The organism is Streptomyces sp. NPDC023541, from assembly GCF_055559995.1.
This window is the reverse complement of record NZ_JBVHJO010000002.1, coordinates 512,112-525,546: the sequence shown is the minus strand read 5'-3', so window position 1 is coordinate 525,546 and position 13,435 is coordinate 512,112. Positions and strand designations below refer to the sequence as shown.

Here is a 13,435-nt window from a genome sequence, read left to right as displayed (position 1 = left end):
CTCCGTCCCCGCCCCTTGACCCTAGGCGATGAAGCGGAGCCTTCCGTGCCGTATGTCACGACCGTCCGTCACGGTCGCACGTACGGGAGGACGAACGGCTGAACGCAAGGGGTTCCGCTTGTCACGAAACGCGCACATTGGCGCCACCGGACCGGCGGGCCCTGCGGACCACTTCCGCCCACGCCCCCGGGGATGCCACCATGGTGGGTGAGTCCGGGGACACCGTGAGGGTGCCTCGAGATGACACAAGGAGCAGTTGCAATGACGCACGCCGTTTCGCCTGCCCGCGAACCCGCAGCCGCCGCCTCCCCCACCCTGTACGGAGGCAAGGGCACCCGGCGCATCACCGTCCGCGACCTGGCCCTCGCCAAGGAACGCGGCGAGAAGTGGCCCATGCTCACCGCCTACGACGCGATGACCGCTTCCGTCTTCGACGAGTCCGGCATCCCGGTCATCCTCGTCGGCGACTCGATGGGCAATTGCCACCTCGGTTTCGACTCCACCGTCCCGGTGACGATGGACCACATGACCATGCTGTCGGCGGCCGTCGTGCGCGGCACCAGCCGTGCGCTGGTCATCGGCGACATGCCGTTCGGCTCGTACCAGGAAGGCCCCGTGCAGGCGCTGCGCAGCGCGACCCGCCTGGTCAAGGAGGCCGGAGTGGGCGCCGTGAAGCTGGAGGGCGGCGAGCGTTCGCTGGCCCAGACCGAGCTGATCGTGCAGTCGGGCATCCCCGTCATGTCCCACCTGGGTCTGACCCCGCAGTCGGTCAACGCCATGGGGTACCGGGTGCAGGGCCGCGGCGACGAGGCCGCGCACCAGCTGCTGCGCGACGCGAAGGCCGCGCAGGACGCGGGCGCCTTCGCGGTGGTGCTGGAGCTCGTCCCGGCCGAGCTGGCCGCCGAGGTCACCCGGTCCCTGCACATCCCGACGGTCGGCATCGGCGCCGGCGCGGAGTGCGACGCGCAGGTCCTGGTGTGGACCGACATGATGGGCCTGACCGGCGGGAAGATGCCCAAGTTCGTCAAGCAGTACGCGAAGCTGCGGGAGACGATGACCGACGCGGCGAAGGCCTTCGCCGAGGACGTCGTCGGCGGAACCTTCCCGCAGGAGCAGCACGCGTTCCACTGAAGCGCCCCGTGAAGCGCCCCGCTGACGTGGGGTGAACCGCTCCGACAGCCCGCCGACCGCGCGTCGGCGGGCTGTCGTATGTCTGTCGTACGTTTGTCGGTCGCCTGTCGGTGCTTTGTCAGTGGCGCCTGGTCCCATGGTGGGCATGACGCGAAACGACAAGAACCCCAACGCCGTGGAGGTGCGGGGGCTGGTCAAGCACTACGGCGAGACCAAGGCCCTCGACGGTGTCGACCTGGATGTCCGTGAGGGCACGGTCCTCGGGGTCCTCGGGCCCAACGGCGCCGGCAAGACCACGCTGGTGCGCTGCCTCTCCACCCTGGTCGTCCCCGACGCGGGGACGGCGACCGTCGCCGGCTTCGACGTGGTCCGCCAGCCGCGGCAGCTGCGCCGCACGATCGGCCTGACCGGCCAGTACGCCTCGGTCGACGAGAAGCTCTCCGGCTGGGAGAACCTCTACATGATCGGGCGGCTGCTCGACCTCTCCCGCAAGGACGCCCGCCTGCGCGCGGACGAGATGCTGGAGCGCTTCTCCCTGACCGAGGCGGCGAAGAAGGCCGCCATGAACTACTCCGGCGGCATGCGCCGCCGGCTCGACCTGGCCGCCTCCCTGATCGGCCGCCCGGCCGTGATCTACCTGGACGAGCCGACCACCGGTCTCGACCCGCGCACCCGCAACGAGGTGTGGGACGAGGTCCAGCGCCTGGTCGCGGAGGGCGCCACCGTGCTGCTCACCACGCAGTACATGGAGGAGGCCGAGCAGCTCGCGAGCGAGCTGACGGTCATCGACCGCGGCAAGGTCATCGCCAGTGGCAAGGTCGACGAGCTGAAGGCCCGCGTCGGCGGCCGCACCCTGAAGGTCCGTCCCGTGTCCTCCTCGGACCTGCCGGGCATGGCCCGCTCGCTGGCCGAGGCCGGACTGGACGGCGTGGCCGGCTCCCAGGCCGTGCCGGACGAGGGCGTGCTCCTCGTACCGATCCTGAGCGACGAGCAGCTGACCGCCGTGGTCGGCCTGCTGGCCGCCCGCGGGTACGCGATCGCCGACCTCGGCACCTACCTGCCCAGCCTCGACGAGGTCTTCCTGGCCATCACCGGCCAGAAGCCCACCCTCGTCGGGGACACCGTCCCCACCGAGAAGACCGAGGAGGTCGCGGCATGAGCACCGTAACCACGACGAAGCCCGCGCCCACAGCGCCCGGTCGGCCCTCGGTGGCCGCCCCGCGCGGGGAGGGCCGGATCGGCCTGCGGGCCAACCTGCGGCACATCGGCGCCCTGGTGCGCCGCAACGCCCTGCAGATCAAGCAGGACCCGGAGTCGATGTTCGACGTCCTGTTCATGCCGATCATCTTCACGCTGCTGTTCGTGTTCGTCTTCGGCGGCGCGATCTCCGGCAAGGGCAACCAGGCTGACTACGTCAACTACGTGGTGCCGGGCCTCATGGCCATGATGGGCATGAACATCGCCATGGCGGTGGGCACCGGGGTCAACGACGACTTCAAGAAGGGCGTGATGGACCGGTTCCGGTCCATGCCGATCGCCCGGTCGTCCGTGCTCCTCGCCAAGATCGTCGTCGAGCTCGGCCGCATGATGGTGGCCATCGCCATCCTGCTCGCGGTGGGCTTCATCCTCGGCCTGTCGATCAAGTCCTCGGTGCTCGACCTGTTCCTCGCCATCGGACTGTCCGCGGTCTTCGGCAGCGCCCTGATGTGGATCTTCATCTTGCTCGGTCTCACCATGCAGAGCGCGCAGGCCGTCCAGGGCATGGCCATGCTGGTCCTGATGCCGCTGCAGTTCGGCAGCTCGATCTTCGCCCCGCCGTCCACGATGCCGGGCTGGCTGCAGTCCTTCACGGACTACAACCCGCTGTCGAACCTGGCCGACGCGGCCCGGGCCCTGATCAACGGGACGCCCGTGGGCGACTCGGTGTGGATGACGCTGGCCTGGTCACTGGCCATCACGGCGGTCACCATGCCGCTCGCGGTGCGCAAGTTCCGCCAGAAGACCTGACCCGCGGACCGGTCCACTCCGGATCGCGTCCCGGACGGGCACCGGCCGGGGGCCGGGTCAGATGAGGGCGGTGGCTTCCTCCAGGGTGAGGCCGCCGCCTTCGGCGTACGCCGCCTCGCAGGCGGTGTCGCCGAGCACCGACCGCGCCAGCTTCTCGGCGAGGGCGAAGTCCTCGCGTTCCGTGGTCACCGGGAAGTGGTCGGGCGGCAGCAGGGCGCGGTAGGCGCCGAGCAGCCGGGCGCCGTCGTACTCCCGCCGCGGGCCGCCGGGCGACACGAGGGAGACGGCCGCCGTCAGCAGGAAGGTGGCGGGCAGGTGCGGGGCGACCATCAGCGCCAGCGGGTGCCGGAAGGCCGCCGCGGCGTCCCGGATGCCCTGTAGGGCGTCCTCGTAGCGGCCGTCCTGGTTGTCCAGCCAGGCCGACGTGGCCAGCAGGAACACGTCGAAGATGGCGTAGGCGCCGTAGGCGAACTCCTCGCGCAGCACCTGGATCTGGACGCGGGCCTCGGCGATCCGGCCGGTACGTCCGAGGATGCCCGCGAGGAACATCCGGGCCGCGGGCATCGCCTCGTTGCCGAACCGCTGCACCGTGGCGGTGATCTCGTTGAGGATCCGCTCGGCCTCCGCCATCTCGCCGGTCTCGGTGAGCGTCCCGGCCATCCGGACGCGCAACACCGTCACCTGCGCCTTCGCACCGAGGCGTTCGGCGTAGGCGATCGCCTCGCGGTAGTCGCGGGCGGCCAGGGCGTGCTCGCCGCGCCGCTCCCGGGACTCGGCGCGGGCGGACAGCGCCTCCGCGCAGCCCCAGTCGTCGCCCAGTTCCCGGAAGAGCTCCAGGCTCTCGTCGGCGTCGCGGGAGGCGTCGCCCGCCCAGTCGGCACGGTTGGCGAGGATGTTGGCGCGCAGCTGGAGCGCGGAGGCGAGCTCCCAGCGGTAGCCGAGCGCGCGGGTGGTGGCCACGGTCGCGTCGACGACCTGTTTGAGCAGCCCGGCGTCGCCCGCGATCATGACGGCGTAGATCCACAGGGAGGCCGGCGTGCGGCAGGTCTGCGGGAGTCCGGGCCGGTAGGTGGCGATCACCCCGTCGACCAGGGCCCGGACCTCGGGGTCGTCCCAGTCCTTGTTGGTCTGGTCCCGGGCCGCCAGCCGGACCAGGTGCAGGGCGCGCCAGGCCTCGGCGAGCACCTCACCGGTGTAGGGCGGCGGCGCGTCCACGAGCTGCCCGTACACCGGCTCGGCGGGGACGACCGGAGCCGCGAAGGGGTTGGGTCCGAGCGTGGCGACCGCCTCCGCCCAGTGCCGGGACTCGGTCCGCTGGTCGTGCAGGTGCCAGTACCAGCCCAGGGAGTGGACCAGGCACAGCGCCTCGTCCGCGTCGCGGGTGGTGACGGCCCGGCGCAGGGCCGTACGGAGGTTCTCGTACTCGGTGGCGAGCAACTCCGCCGCCTCGCGCTGGCGGCGACCGCGGAGCAGGGGGTCGCTGGTCCGGGCGAGCTCGCGGTAGTGGACGAGGTGGCGGTGGGCGGTTTCCTCGCGGTCGCCGCCGGCTTCGCCGAGGCGCTCGGCGGCGTACTCGCCGACCGTCTCCAGGAGGCGGTAGCGCATGCCGGAGGCGCCGGGGCCGGGGGCGGCGACGACGAGGGACTTGTCGACGAGGGAGCCGAGGGTGTCGGCGACGTCGAAGGCGGCGTCACGGTCGGCGTCCCCGTCGGCGCAGACGGCTTCGGCGGCGGCGAGGTCGCAGCCGCCGGCGAAGACGGACAGGCGGCGCAGGACGGTCCGCTCGGCCTCGTCGAGGAGGTCCCAGGACCAGTCGACGACGGCCCGCAGGGTCTGCTGGCGCGGCAGGACGGTACGGGCGCCGCTGGTCAGCAGCCGGAAACGGTCGTCGAGCCGGTCCGCGATCTGCCGCGGGGTCAGCAACCGCAGCCGGGCCGCGGCCAGCTCGATGGCGAGCGGCAGCCCGTCGAGACGGCGGCAGATCTCCGCGGCGGCGGCCGGGTCCTCGTCCACGGTGAATCCGGCGCGGGCCGCCGCCCCGCGGTCGCCGAGCAGGCGCAGCGCTATCGGGTCGGGCAGCGGTTCGACGGGGCGCAGGGACTCCCCGGGCACTCCGAGGGGTTCGCGGCTGGTGGCCAGGATCTGGACGCCCGGGCAGTGGGTGAGGAGGCGTTCGGTGAGCTCGGCGGCGGCTTCGACGACGTGCTCGCAGTTGTCGAGCACGAGCAGCAGGCTGCGGTGGGCGCAGTGCTCGACGAGGCGGGTGGTGGGGTCGTCGCCCTTGCGGTCGGTCAGCGCCCGCAGTTCCTCGGCGGCGGCGCCGCGCAGCTTGGTCTCCCGTGCGCCGACCGCGGCGAGGGTGGCCTCGGCGACGTCCTCCGGGTCGTCGACGGGGGCCAGCTCGACGAGCCACACGCCGTCGGGCCAGCCGCCGCGTGCCGCGTGCGCCTCGGCGGCCTCCTGCGAGAGCCGGGTCTTGCCGGCGCCGCCGGGTCCGAGGAGCGTGACGAGCCGCGCCCGCGCGAGGTCGTCCCCGATGACGCGGATGTCGTCCTCCCGGCCGACGAAGGTGGTCAGCCGCGCCCGCAGGTTGCCGTTGCCGTTGCCCTGGCCGGGCGGGGCGGTTGCGGGGGCGGGCGCGGATCCGGTGCCCCTGCCCGCACCGGGCCCGGTCTGCGGGCCGGGGGCCGGGGAGGCGGGACCGCGGCCGCCGGCCGCCCCGTGGGCCGGGGCCGGGGCCGTGCCGTGGGCCATGGCCGGGCCATGGGCCGGGGCCGGGCCATGGGCCTGGGCCGGGTCCGTGCCGTGGCTCGGGGCCGGGGCCTGACCCTGGCCCTGGGCATGGGCCTGACCCTGGGCCGTGCCTCGGCCCCGGGCCATGCCGTGGGCCGGGGCCGAGGCACGGCCCGGGGCCGGGGAGCGGCCCGGGGCGTCGGCCGGGTGTTCCGGGCCGGCGGGTGCGAACCCCGGCCCCGCAGCCGCCGACCAGGTCATCGGGGCGGGATCCGCCGGGTCCAGGAGTTCGGCGTGGAGGGCGCGCAGGGCCGGTCCGGGGTCCGTGCCGAGCCGGTCGGCCAGGTCCCGGCGTACCTCGTCGTAGGCGGACAGGGCCTCCGCCGGGCGGCCCGCGTCGCGCAGGGCCCGGATCCGCAGTGCCTGGAGCGGCTCGTCCAGCGGCTGCCGCGCACACAGCGCGGTCAGCTCCGGCAGGCACTGCTCGGGCCGGCCCAGGGCCAGGGCCGCCGTGAGCCGGCCCCGGCGCGCGTCCATCCGTACGGCCTCCCAGCGCGCCGCCTCCGCGGCCGGGTCGGGCAGGTCCGCGAGGGCCGGGCCGCGCCACAGGGCGAGGGCCTCCTCGTACAGGGCGGCGGCCTCGGCCGGGTCCCGCGCCTCGGCGCCGGCCCGGGCCAGCCGCTCGAAGCGGTACAGGTCGACGTCCTCCCGCTCGGCGGCCAGCTGGTAGCCGCCCTCGGCGGACAGTACGGCCGTGTGCCCCAGCGCCCGGCGCAGCCGGCCGACCAGTGCCTGCAGGGCGGCCACGGCGTCCGCCGGCGGGTCGGCGTCCCACACCTCGTCGACCAGCAGCCGCACCGGCACCACCCGCCCCGGGCGCAGCGCGAGCGCCGTCAGGAGCGCACGCAGGCGTGCCCCGCCGACGGTTACGGGGGTCCCGTCGTCGCGGTGGGCCTGGGCGGAGCCGAGAATCGCATAACGCACCGGCCCATTGTCCCCGGACCCCGGCCCGGCCCCGAACCGTTTTCCGTACGCGGCCCGGGATAGGTTTCCCCGCATGGGTCATCAGGGTGCCCGCCACGAGCGGCGGATCAGTTCGGTATTCCTCGGCATCTTCGCCGTCATGGCCGTCACGGGCTGGGCGGTGTGGACGGGGTACTCGACGAGCACCGGGCTCGCGGTGTTCCTCTTCGTGACGTCGGCGTGGATCGTCTCCCTCTGCCTGCACGAGTACGCGCACGCCCGGACCGCCCTGCACGGCGGCGACCTCACGGTCGGCGCCAAGGGCTACCTGACGCTGAACCCGCTCAAGTACACGCACGCGCTGCTCAGCATCGTCCTGCCGGTGGTCTTCGTGATCCTGGGCGGGATCGGTCTGCCGGGCGGCGCCGTCTTCATCGAGCGGGACCGGATCCAGGGCCGCTGGAAGCACAGCCTGATCTCGGCGGCGGGCCCGCTCACGAACGTGGTCTTCGCGGTCGTCTGCACGGCGCCGTTCTGGCTGGACGCGCTGGACGGGGTACCGCTCGCCTTCCGCTACGCCCTGGGCTTTCTCGCGATGCTCCAGGTGACGGCGGCGATCCTGAACTTCCTGCCGGTGCCGGGCCTCGACGGCTACGGGGTGATCGAGCCCTGGCTGTCGTACCGGGTGCGGCGCGAGGTGGAGCCGCTGGCGCCGTTCGGCCTGATCGCCGTCTTCGCGCTGCTGTGGATCCCGGCGGTCAACGCCGTCTTCTTCGACGCGGTGGACGGCGTGCTGTCGGCGCTGGGCGTGTCGGACCTGGAGACCTACTGCGGCCGCGACCTCTACCGCTTCTGGCAGGAGGGCACCGGCCTGTGCGAGGTCCCGCAGGACTGAGGGCGGCGGACCTCAACAGTCGGCGATCATGAACGTCGCCGACATACGGAGGGAATGGAGCCATGGGAAACCTGGAGATGAGCACCGGCGACATGCGGGTCGTCATCCGGCTGCTGACGGCGGTGGAGCGGACGCCCGAACAGGACCGCGTCCTGGCCGTCGCGCGGGAGCGGTGCGCCCGGATCGACGCCCGCCTCGACGGCCACGGCATCACACTGGGCGTGCCGGTCGCCCAGGCGCTGGAGGAACTGCTGGCCGACGGCCCCAGCACGGACATGGAGCCCGGCTACAGGTACGCCTTCCAGGCGCTGGTGGCGGTGAACTTCTCCGACACCTACGACCTCGGCCACTGGCGGCGGCCCTCCTGGTTCCACACCGTCGACGAGGAGATGACCCGCCACGGGGTCCCGGCCGACCTGGCGCCCGCCGCGCTCCTCTTCTCCGGCCCGCCGATCCGCCTCCCGCACCCGGGCGACGTCCTCCCGTCCATGGGCACCTTCCCGGCCTCCCGGGCCGCGGAGCTGGTCCGGGCGTACCAGGCGGTCCTGGACCGCCTCGACCCCGAGGTGCGCGAGACGGCGGAAGTGCTCCTGGGGCCCATGCGGGTCGAGGCCGAGGAGTGGGAGCGGACGAAGAAGGCGGGCCGCACCGAGGACACCGTCTTCTTCTGGCTGCACTGAGCGGCGGCGGCCGCCGCGGCTCAGACGTTGCGGGCGGTGGCGGCCTTCTCGGCCTTGGCCTTGCGCATGTAGTACCAGGCCATGTTGGACGTGAGGCCCGCCAGCAGCACCCACACGATCCCGAGGAAGCTGCCCTCCACGAAGGCGACGACGGCCGCGGCCACGGCAAGGGCGCAGACGACAACGGCGAAGACGGCAAGGCGGGGCATGGGAAGAGCTCCTCGGGAACACGTAAGGGGGTCGAGCCCCTCCAGTGTCCCCCATGCCCCGCAGTGGTGCCGTAAAGGACCCGGCCGGGTACGGACCGGTCAGACGTCCGTCGTGCGGAGGCCCGCGTGGGCCTTGTAGCGGCGGTTGGTGGAGATCAGGTTCGCCACGAGGGCCTCGACCTGGTGGGCGTTGCGCAGGCGGCCCGCGAAGATGCCGCGCATGCCCGGGATGCGGGCGGCCAGGGCCTGGACGACGTCGGTGTCGGCGCGGGATTCGCCGAGGACCATGACATCGGTGTCGATCTCGTCGATCGACTCGTCCTGGAGGAGGACCGCCGAGAGGTGGTGGAAGGCCGCGGTGACGCGGGAGTCCGGAAGCAGGGCGGCGGCCTGCTGGGCGGCGCTGCCCTCTTCGACCTGGAGGGCGTAGGCGCCCTGCTTGTCGAAGCCGAGCGGGTTGACGCAGTCCACGACGAGTTTGCCCGCGAGGTCCTCGCTCAGCGCTTCGAGGGTCTTGGCGTGGCCCTCCCACGGCACCGCGACGATGACGATGTCGCTGCGGCGCGCGCACTCGGCGTTGTCGGCGCCCTCCACTCCGAGCCCCAGTTCGTCGGCGGCGCTCCGGGCGCGGTCGGCGGCACGGGAGCCGATGATCACCTTCTGGCCGGCGCGGGCGAGCCGGTAGGCGAGGCCCCGGCCCTGGTCGCCGGTGCCGCCGAGGACGCCGACGACGAGGCCGGACACGTCCGGCAGGTCCCAGGGGTCCTTGGCCGGCGGCTTCTGCGTGCTGTCTGAGGAAGTCATGGGGGCGAGGGTACTGCCGGGTAGCCCACGGTCGAAGAGCGGGGAAGCGCCCCCCGTGTCGGCGTGATGCGGCAGGATGCCGCCATGGATGCCGTCAGGGTCGCCCTGCTGCGCGAGGTGCTCGCCGGTACGCAGTGGCCGGGCGACGCCCGCCGCTTCGCCGGCTCGCTGCGCCGGTCCGTCGTTCCGGCCGGCGGGAACCTGCTGCTCGTGGGGACCGAGGGCTACGAGCCGTGGCACCTGGCGGCGCACCTCGTGGACGAGGCCGCCTGGTCGGGCAGCCCGGAGCTGTCGCCGACGCTCGTGCGCCACCGGGTACGGCCCGGGGAGCCGCCGCACCTGTCGGTGGGACTGGGCCGGCTGGCGGCGGCCGGGCGCGGGCACACGGTGCTGGTGGTGGCGCCCCGGGACCCCGGCGAAGGGCTGCTGGAGCGCGTGCACGACGCGCGGCGCGCGGGGGCGACCGTACTGTCCCTGGACGGCGGGGACCGGGACCTGGCCGCGCTCGCGCACGACGCCCTGTCGGTGCCGGAGGGCGGCGCCGAGCTGGACCTGGACACCGTGCAGCACCTGGTCAGCGCGGCGGCCGGGGAGAACGGCCCGCCGGCGCCGCGCGGGTCCCGCCGACTGCGGGACCGGCTGGCGGGGCTCGTCGACCGGCTGACCGCGCCGCCGCCCAGCCGCTGGTAGCCGCCTACGGGCCCGTCAGCCGGCGGTGCCCGTGCCCTCTTCTTCCTCGCGGGTCTTGTCGTTCCAGTTGGGGTCGTTCTGCCACTCCAGGTTGCGTTCCTGCGCCGTCTCCATGGCGTGGGCGGCCTCCTCGGGCGTTCCGTAAGGGCCGAACCGGTCCTTGGCCGGGCACTCGGGGCCTTCCTCGACCTTGTGGTGGACCAGGCAGTAGTACCACTCGCCGGGTTTGCCCACCTGGCGCTTCTTGAACAGGGCCATCGCCGTCCGGGCTCCTCTCGATGCCTCCGCAAGCCGCTGTGTGCCGCTCTATCCCGCCATGCTGCCCCATCACCGCTGGATACACTCGCTTGCATGTCCGGTCAGTCGCTGCTCGTACCAGGCGAGCTCTCTCCCGCCCGTTCCGTTCCCGGAAACATCCGCCGACCCGAGTACGTCGGCAAGCCCGCGCCCACTCCGTACACCGGACCGGAGGTGCAGACGCCCGAGACCATCGAGGCCATGCGCATCGCCGGCCGGATCGCCGCCCAGGCGATGGAAGAGGCCGCCAAGCTGATCGCGCCGGGGGTGACCACCGACGAGCTCGACCGGGTCGCCCACGCCTACATGTGCGACCACGGCGCCTACCCCTCGACGCTCGGCTACCGGGGCTTCCCGAAGTCGCTCTGCGCCTCCGTGAACGAGGTCATCTGTCACGGCATCCCCGATTCCACCGTCCTGCGCGACGGCGACATCGTGAACCTCGACGTGACGGCGTACATCGGCGGGGTGCACGGCGACAACAACGCCACCTACCTGTGCGGGGACGTGGACGAGGAGTCGCGCCTGCTGGTGGAGCGCACGCGCGAGGCACTGAACCGGGCGATCAAGGCCGTCAAGCCGGGCCGCCAGATCAACGTCATCGGCCGGGTCATCGAGTCGTACGCGAAGCGCTTCGGCTACGGCGTGGTCCGGGACTTCACCGGCCACGGCATCAACTCGTCCTTCCACTCCGGCCTGATCATCCCGCACTACGACAGCCCGCACGCGACCACGGTCATCGAGCCGGGGATGACCTTCACGATCGAGCCGATGCTGACCCTGGGCACCCACGACTACGACATGTGGGACGACGGCTGGACGGTCGTCACGAAGGACCGCAAGCGCACCGCACAGTTCGAGCACACCCTGGTGGTGACGGACTCCGGGGCGGACATCCTGACCCTTCCCTAGCCGGTTACCCGACCGGATTTTTTACCGACACCGCGTCGGGAACTCATTGACTTAGGCATGCCTAAGTAGGAGTATCGGGCGTGGCGGCACTGCCGCCGCGCCTGTTTCCTCTTTCTGGAGGTCCGCCTTGGACGCCTTCTCTACGGTCATCCGCGTCGCGTCGCACGAGCAGCACACCGAGGCCGAGACGTCGACCTTCATGAGCGACCTGCTGGGCGGACGGCTCGGCGTGGACGCGTACACGCGGTACACCGAGCAGCTGTGGTTCGTGTACCGGGCCCTGGAGGAGGCGGCCGAGTCCCTCAAGGACGACCCCGTGGCGGGCCCGTTCATCCGGCCCGAGCTGATGCGCGTCGCGGAGATAGAGCGGGACCTCGCGCACCTGCTGGGCCCGCGGTGGCGCGAGACCGTGGTGGCGCTGCCCGCTACCGAGGCCTACGCCGCACGGGTGGCCCAGTGCGCGGCCGAGTGGCCGGGCGGGTACGTCGCCCACCACTACACCCGTTACCTGGGCGACCTCTCCGGCGGACAGATCATCCGCGACAAGGCGGAGCGGACGTGGGGCTTCGAGCGCAAGGGCGACGGCGTCCGCTTCTACGTCTTCGCGGACATCTCCAACCCGGCGGCCTTCAAGCGGACCTACCGCGAGCTGCTGGACGCGATCGCCGCGGACGACCTGGAGAAGCAGCGCATCATCGACGAGTGCAAGCGCGCCTTCGACTTCAACGGCGCGGTCTTCCGCGAGCTGGGCGAGGAGTTCCCCCTCAGCGCGTGACCCCGGGGAGGGGAACGGGAACGGGTACGGGACGGGTGCGCAGTGCACCTGGCCCGGCCCCGCGGCTGTTTCAGGGTCCCGCCGTGAGCGCCCAGAGGACGAGCCAGGTGACGAGCAGGACGTTCGGGTAGAAGAGGGCCATGAGGCAGCCGGCGCTCCCCAGCGCGAGGCGCCGCCTGCGCTGCGCGCCGGTCCGCGGCGGGATCCAGGTGGCGGCCACCAGCGCCAACGGCACGACGTAGAACAGGGCGTAGGGGCCCGGGGCACCCGGCCCGTACGAGAGCGCCTGGCCGAGCCACGCGGCGGCCGGCGCCAGCACGGTGAACATCACCGCCACCGGCAGCCACGGCCGCCGCTCGTCGGGGTGCGCGGGCGTCGGGGTCGTCGGGGTCGTCGGGATCGTCGGGGTCGTCGGGGGCGTCGGCGTCGTCATGACGCCATTGCACGACGCCGACCGGCGCCCGCGTCAGGGCCCGCGTACTCATTTCTCCCGGACGGGGTACGCAACGGGGTACCAGAAGGCTGTCCCCTCGACCCCGGTGGGTCGGCGCGCCGCGTCGGATGCGGTGCACCGCCAGGCGGAGGAGCGTCCTGATACTGGGCCGTATCCGGGCGTCCGCCAACGCGGCGAGGTGCCGTACGTCGTGCGCCCGCCGGGGATTACCGGACAGCCCTAGGGGGTCGCGGGCGGGGCGAAGCGGACGCGGCCGCCGACCTCGATGGTGCCGTCCGCACCGGGGGCGGTGAGGATCTGGGAACCGGCGCCCTGGGTGATGTTCAGGGCGCGGTCGAGCTCGGCCGTCAGCAGGATCGCCGCCGAACCGGTGGCCTCGTCCTCGGCGATGACCCCGTCGGGGCGCCGCGGGAAGCCCCGGGCCCGTACCCGGCCCGCGGCCTCGTCCTCCCACGCCCAGGCGTACAGCCAGCCCTCGCCCTGCGGCGGCGCCGGGAGCGCCTCGACCTCGGCGACGCTGTCGTACTGCCGGGTGCGCTTGCCCTCGACCCATTCGGGCCGGGCCGTGATCCAGGTGAACTCGCCGTCGTCACGGGCCCATACGGAGCCGACGGGCGGCTGGAGCTCCTCGATGTCCAGCAGCCACGCGACCCCGACCAGCGGGTGTCCCGCGAAGGACATCCGCGTGCCGGGGGTGCGGATGTCGACGACCCCTCGCTCGGGGTCGTCGACGAACACCGTCTCGCTGTAGCCGAGTTCGGCGGCCAGCGCCTGCCGGGACTCGTCGTCGGGGCAGGTCCGGCCGTCGCGCACGACACCGAGCAGGTTGCCGTACCGGCCGTCACCCGCGCAGAAGACCCTCAGCACATCGAGATCGTTCACGCG

14 protein-coding genes are annotated in these 13,435 nt (G+C 72.9%); 8 read left to right on the top strand and 6 right to left on the bottom strand.

The genetic code is table 11. The features are described from left to right. The first annotated feature begins 261 nt into the window (after positions 1–261). The 3 genes from panB to ACZ3X1_RS06455 all read left to right on the top strand — a co-directional run bounded on the left by panB (position 262) and on the right by ACZ3X1_RS06455 (position 3,138). Positions 262–1,131 carry a 3-methyl-2-oxobutanoate hydroxymethyltransferase gene (gene panB, locus ACZ3X1_RS06465; protein ID WP_467277206.1) on the top strand — a complete coding sequence of 290 codons (870 nt, stop codon included), beginning with the start codon at positions 262–264 and terminating at the stop codon, positions 1,129–1,131. 145 nt (positions 1,132–1,276) lie between these two features. Beyond that, on the top strand, positions 1,277–2,290 hold the full coding sequence (locus ACZ3X1_RS06460; RefSeq protein ID WP_467277203.1) for an ATP-binding cassette domain-containing protein: 1,014 nt from the start codon (positions 1,277–1,279) through the stop codon (positions 2,288–2,290). Then, entirely contained in the window at positions 2,287–3,138 is an 852-nt protein-coding gene (locus ACZ3X1_RS06455) for an ABC transporter permease (protein WP_356814208.1), read from the top strand. The genes ACZ3X1_RS06460 and ACZ3X1_RS06455 overlap by 4 nt, the downstream gene beginning before the upstream one ends. 57 nt (positions 3,139–3,195) lie before the next feature. On the opposite strand, the gene ACZ3X1_RS06450 is transcribed toward ACZ3X1_RS06455, so the two are convergent. Further along, positions 3,196–6,930: an AfsR/SARP family transcriptional regulator gene (locus tag ACZ3X1_RS06450; protein ID WP_467277200.1), complete on the bottom strand. Its 3,735-nt coding sequence runs from the start codon at positions 6,928–6,930 to the stop codon at positions 3,196–3,198. Between ACZ3X1_RS06450 and ACZ3X1_RS06445 the strand changes: the two genes are divergently transcribed. Together ACZ3X1_RS06445 and ACZ3X1_RS06440 are read left to right on the top strand one after the other, a co-directional pair. After that, positions 6,929–7,729, top strand: a complete 801-nt coding sequence (locus ACZ3X1_RS06445; RefSeq protein ID WP_356814210.1) for a site-2 protease family protein — start codon at positions 6,929–6,931, stop codon at positions 7,727–7,729. The two genes, ACZ3X1_RS06450 and ACZ3X1_RS06445, sit on opposite strands and share 2 nt — an antisense overlap. Positions 7,730–7,791: 62 nt before the next feature. Then, positions 7,792–8,409, top strand: a complete 618-nt coding sequence (locus ACZ3X1_RS06440; protein WP_356814212.1) for a DUF7691 family protein — start codon at positions 7,792–7,794, stop codon at positions 8,407–8,409. A gap of 20 nt (positions 8,410–8,429) precedes the next feature. On the opposite strand, the gene ACZ3X1_RS06435 is transcribed toward ACZ3X1_RS06440, so the two are convergent. Both ACZ3X1_RS06435 and npdG read right to left on the bottom strand, forming a co-directional pair. After that, positions 8,430–8,618, bottom strand: coding sequence for a hypothetical protein (locus ACZ3X1_RS06435; protein WP_030659233.1), 189 nt, complete (start codon positions 8,616–8,618; stop codon positions 8,430–8,432). 99 nt (positions 8,619–8,717) lie between these two features. Further along, positions 8,718–9,422, bottom strand: coding sequence for an NADPH-dependent F420 reductase (gene npdG / locus ACZ3X1_RS06430; protein ID WP_467277195.1), 705 nt, complete (start codon positions 9,420–9,422; stop codon positions 8,718–8,720). A gap of 84 nt (positions 9,423–9,506) precedes the next feature. Between npdG and ACZ3X1_RS06425 the strand changes: the two genes are divergently transcribed. Beyond that, on the top strand, positions 9,507–10,112 hold the full coding sequence (locus tag ACZ3X1_RS06425; protein WP_467277193.1) for a hypothetical protein: 606 nt from the start codon (positions 9,507–9,509) through the stop codon (positions 10,110–10,112). 15 nt (positions 10,113–10,127) lie between these two features. Here ACZ3X1_RS06425 and ACZ3X1_RS06420 read toward each other — a convergent pair whose 3' ends face one another. Then, positions 10,128–10,370 (bottom strand): hypothetical protein, encoded by a 243-nt coding sequence (locus ACZ3X1_RS06420; RefSeq protein ID WP_356814216.1) that lies wholly within the window; start codon positions 10,368–10,370, stop codon positions 10,128–10,130. Positions 10,371–10,463: 93 nt separating this feature from the next. On the opposite strand from ACZ3X1_RS06420, the gene map reads away from it, so the two are divergent. Then, positions 10,464–11,321, top strand: coding sequence for a type I methionyl aminopeptidase (map, locus tag ACZ3X1_RS06415; protein ID WP_356814217.1), 858 nt, complete (start codon positions 10,464–10,466; stop codon positions 11,319–11,321). A 127-nt stretch (positions 11,322–11,448) separates the two neighbouring features. Further along, positions 11,449–12,096, top strand: a complete 648-nt coding sequence (locus ACZ3X1_RS06410; RefSeq protein ID WP_356814218.1) for a biliverdin-producing heme oxygenase — start codon at positions 11,449–11,451, stop codon at positions 12,094–12,096. Between the two features lie 70 nt (positions 12,097–12,166). On the opposite strand, the gene ACZ3X1_RS06405 is transcribed toward ACZ3X1_RS06410, so the two are convergent. Both ACZ3X1_RS06405 and ACZ3X1_RS06400 read right to left on the bottom strand, forming a co-directional pair. Continuing rightward, positions 12,167–12,529: a hypothetical protein gene (locus ACZ3X1_RS06405; protein WP_467277185.1), complete on the bottom strand. Its 363-nt coding sequence runs from the start codon at positions 12,527–12,529 to the stop codon at positions 12,167–12,169. 240 nt (positions 12,530–12,769) lie between these two features. Then, entirely contained in the window at positions 12,770–13,432 is a 663-nt protein-coding gene (locus ACZ3X1_RS06400; RefSeq protein WP_362627343.1) for a PhzF family phenazine biosynthesis protein, read from the bottom strand. Between the last annotated feature and the right edge of the window lie 3 nt (positions 13,433–13,435).

Bases quoted from the DNA above. Each gene is read 5' to 3' on its own strand.
- ACZ3X1_RS06425 (WP_467277193.1), top strand. From the start codon at position 9,507: ATGGATGCCGTCAGGGTCGCCCTGCTGCGCGAGGTGCTCGCCGGTACG.
- map (WP_356814217.1), top strand. From the start codon at position 10,464: ATGTCCGGTCAGTCGCTGCTCGTACCAGGCGAGCTCTCTCCCGCCCGT.
- panB (WP_467277206.1), top strand. From the start codon at position 262: ATGACGCACGCCGTTTCGCCTGCCCGCGAACCCGCAGCCGCCGCCTCC.
- ACZ3X1_RS06450 (WP_467277200.1), bottom strand. From the start codon at position 6,930: ATGCGGGGAAACCTATCCCGGGCCGCGTACGGAAAACGGTTCGGGGCC.
- ACZ3X1_RS06420 (WP_356814216.1), bottom strand. From the start codon at position 10,370: ATGGCCCTGTTCAAGAAGCGCCAGGTGGGCAAACCCGGCGAGTGGTAC.
- ACZ3X1_RS06435 (WP_030659233.1), bottom strand. From the start codon at position 8,618: ATGCCCCGCCTTGCCGTCTTCGCCGTTGTCGTCTGCGCCCTTGCCGTG.
- ACZ3X1_RS06405 (WP_467277185.1), bottom strand. From the start codon at position 12,529: ATGACGACGCCGACGCCCCCGACGACCCCGACGATCCCGACGACCCCG.
- ACZ3X1_RS06455 (WP_356814208.1), top strand. From the start codon at position 2,287: ATGAGCACCGTAACCACGACGAAGCCCGCGCCCACAGCGCCCGGTCGG.
- ACZ3X1_RS06460 (WP_467277203.1), top strand. From the start codon at position 1,277: ATGACGCGAAACGACAAGAACCCCAACGCCGTGGAGGTGCGGGGGCTG.
- npdG (WP_467277195.1), bottom strand. From the start codon at position 9,422: ATGACTTCCTCAGACAGCACGCAGAAGCCGCCGGCCAAGGACCCCTGG.
- ACZ3X1_RS06445 (WP_356814210.1), top strand. From the start codon at position 6,929: ATGGGTCATCAGGGTGCCCGCCACGAGCGGCGGATCAGTTCGGTATTC.
- ACZ3X1_RS06440 (WP_356814212.1), top strand. From the start codon at position 7,792: ATGGGAAACCTGGAGATGAGCACCGGCGACATGCGGGTCGTCATCCGG.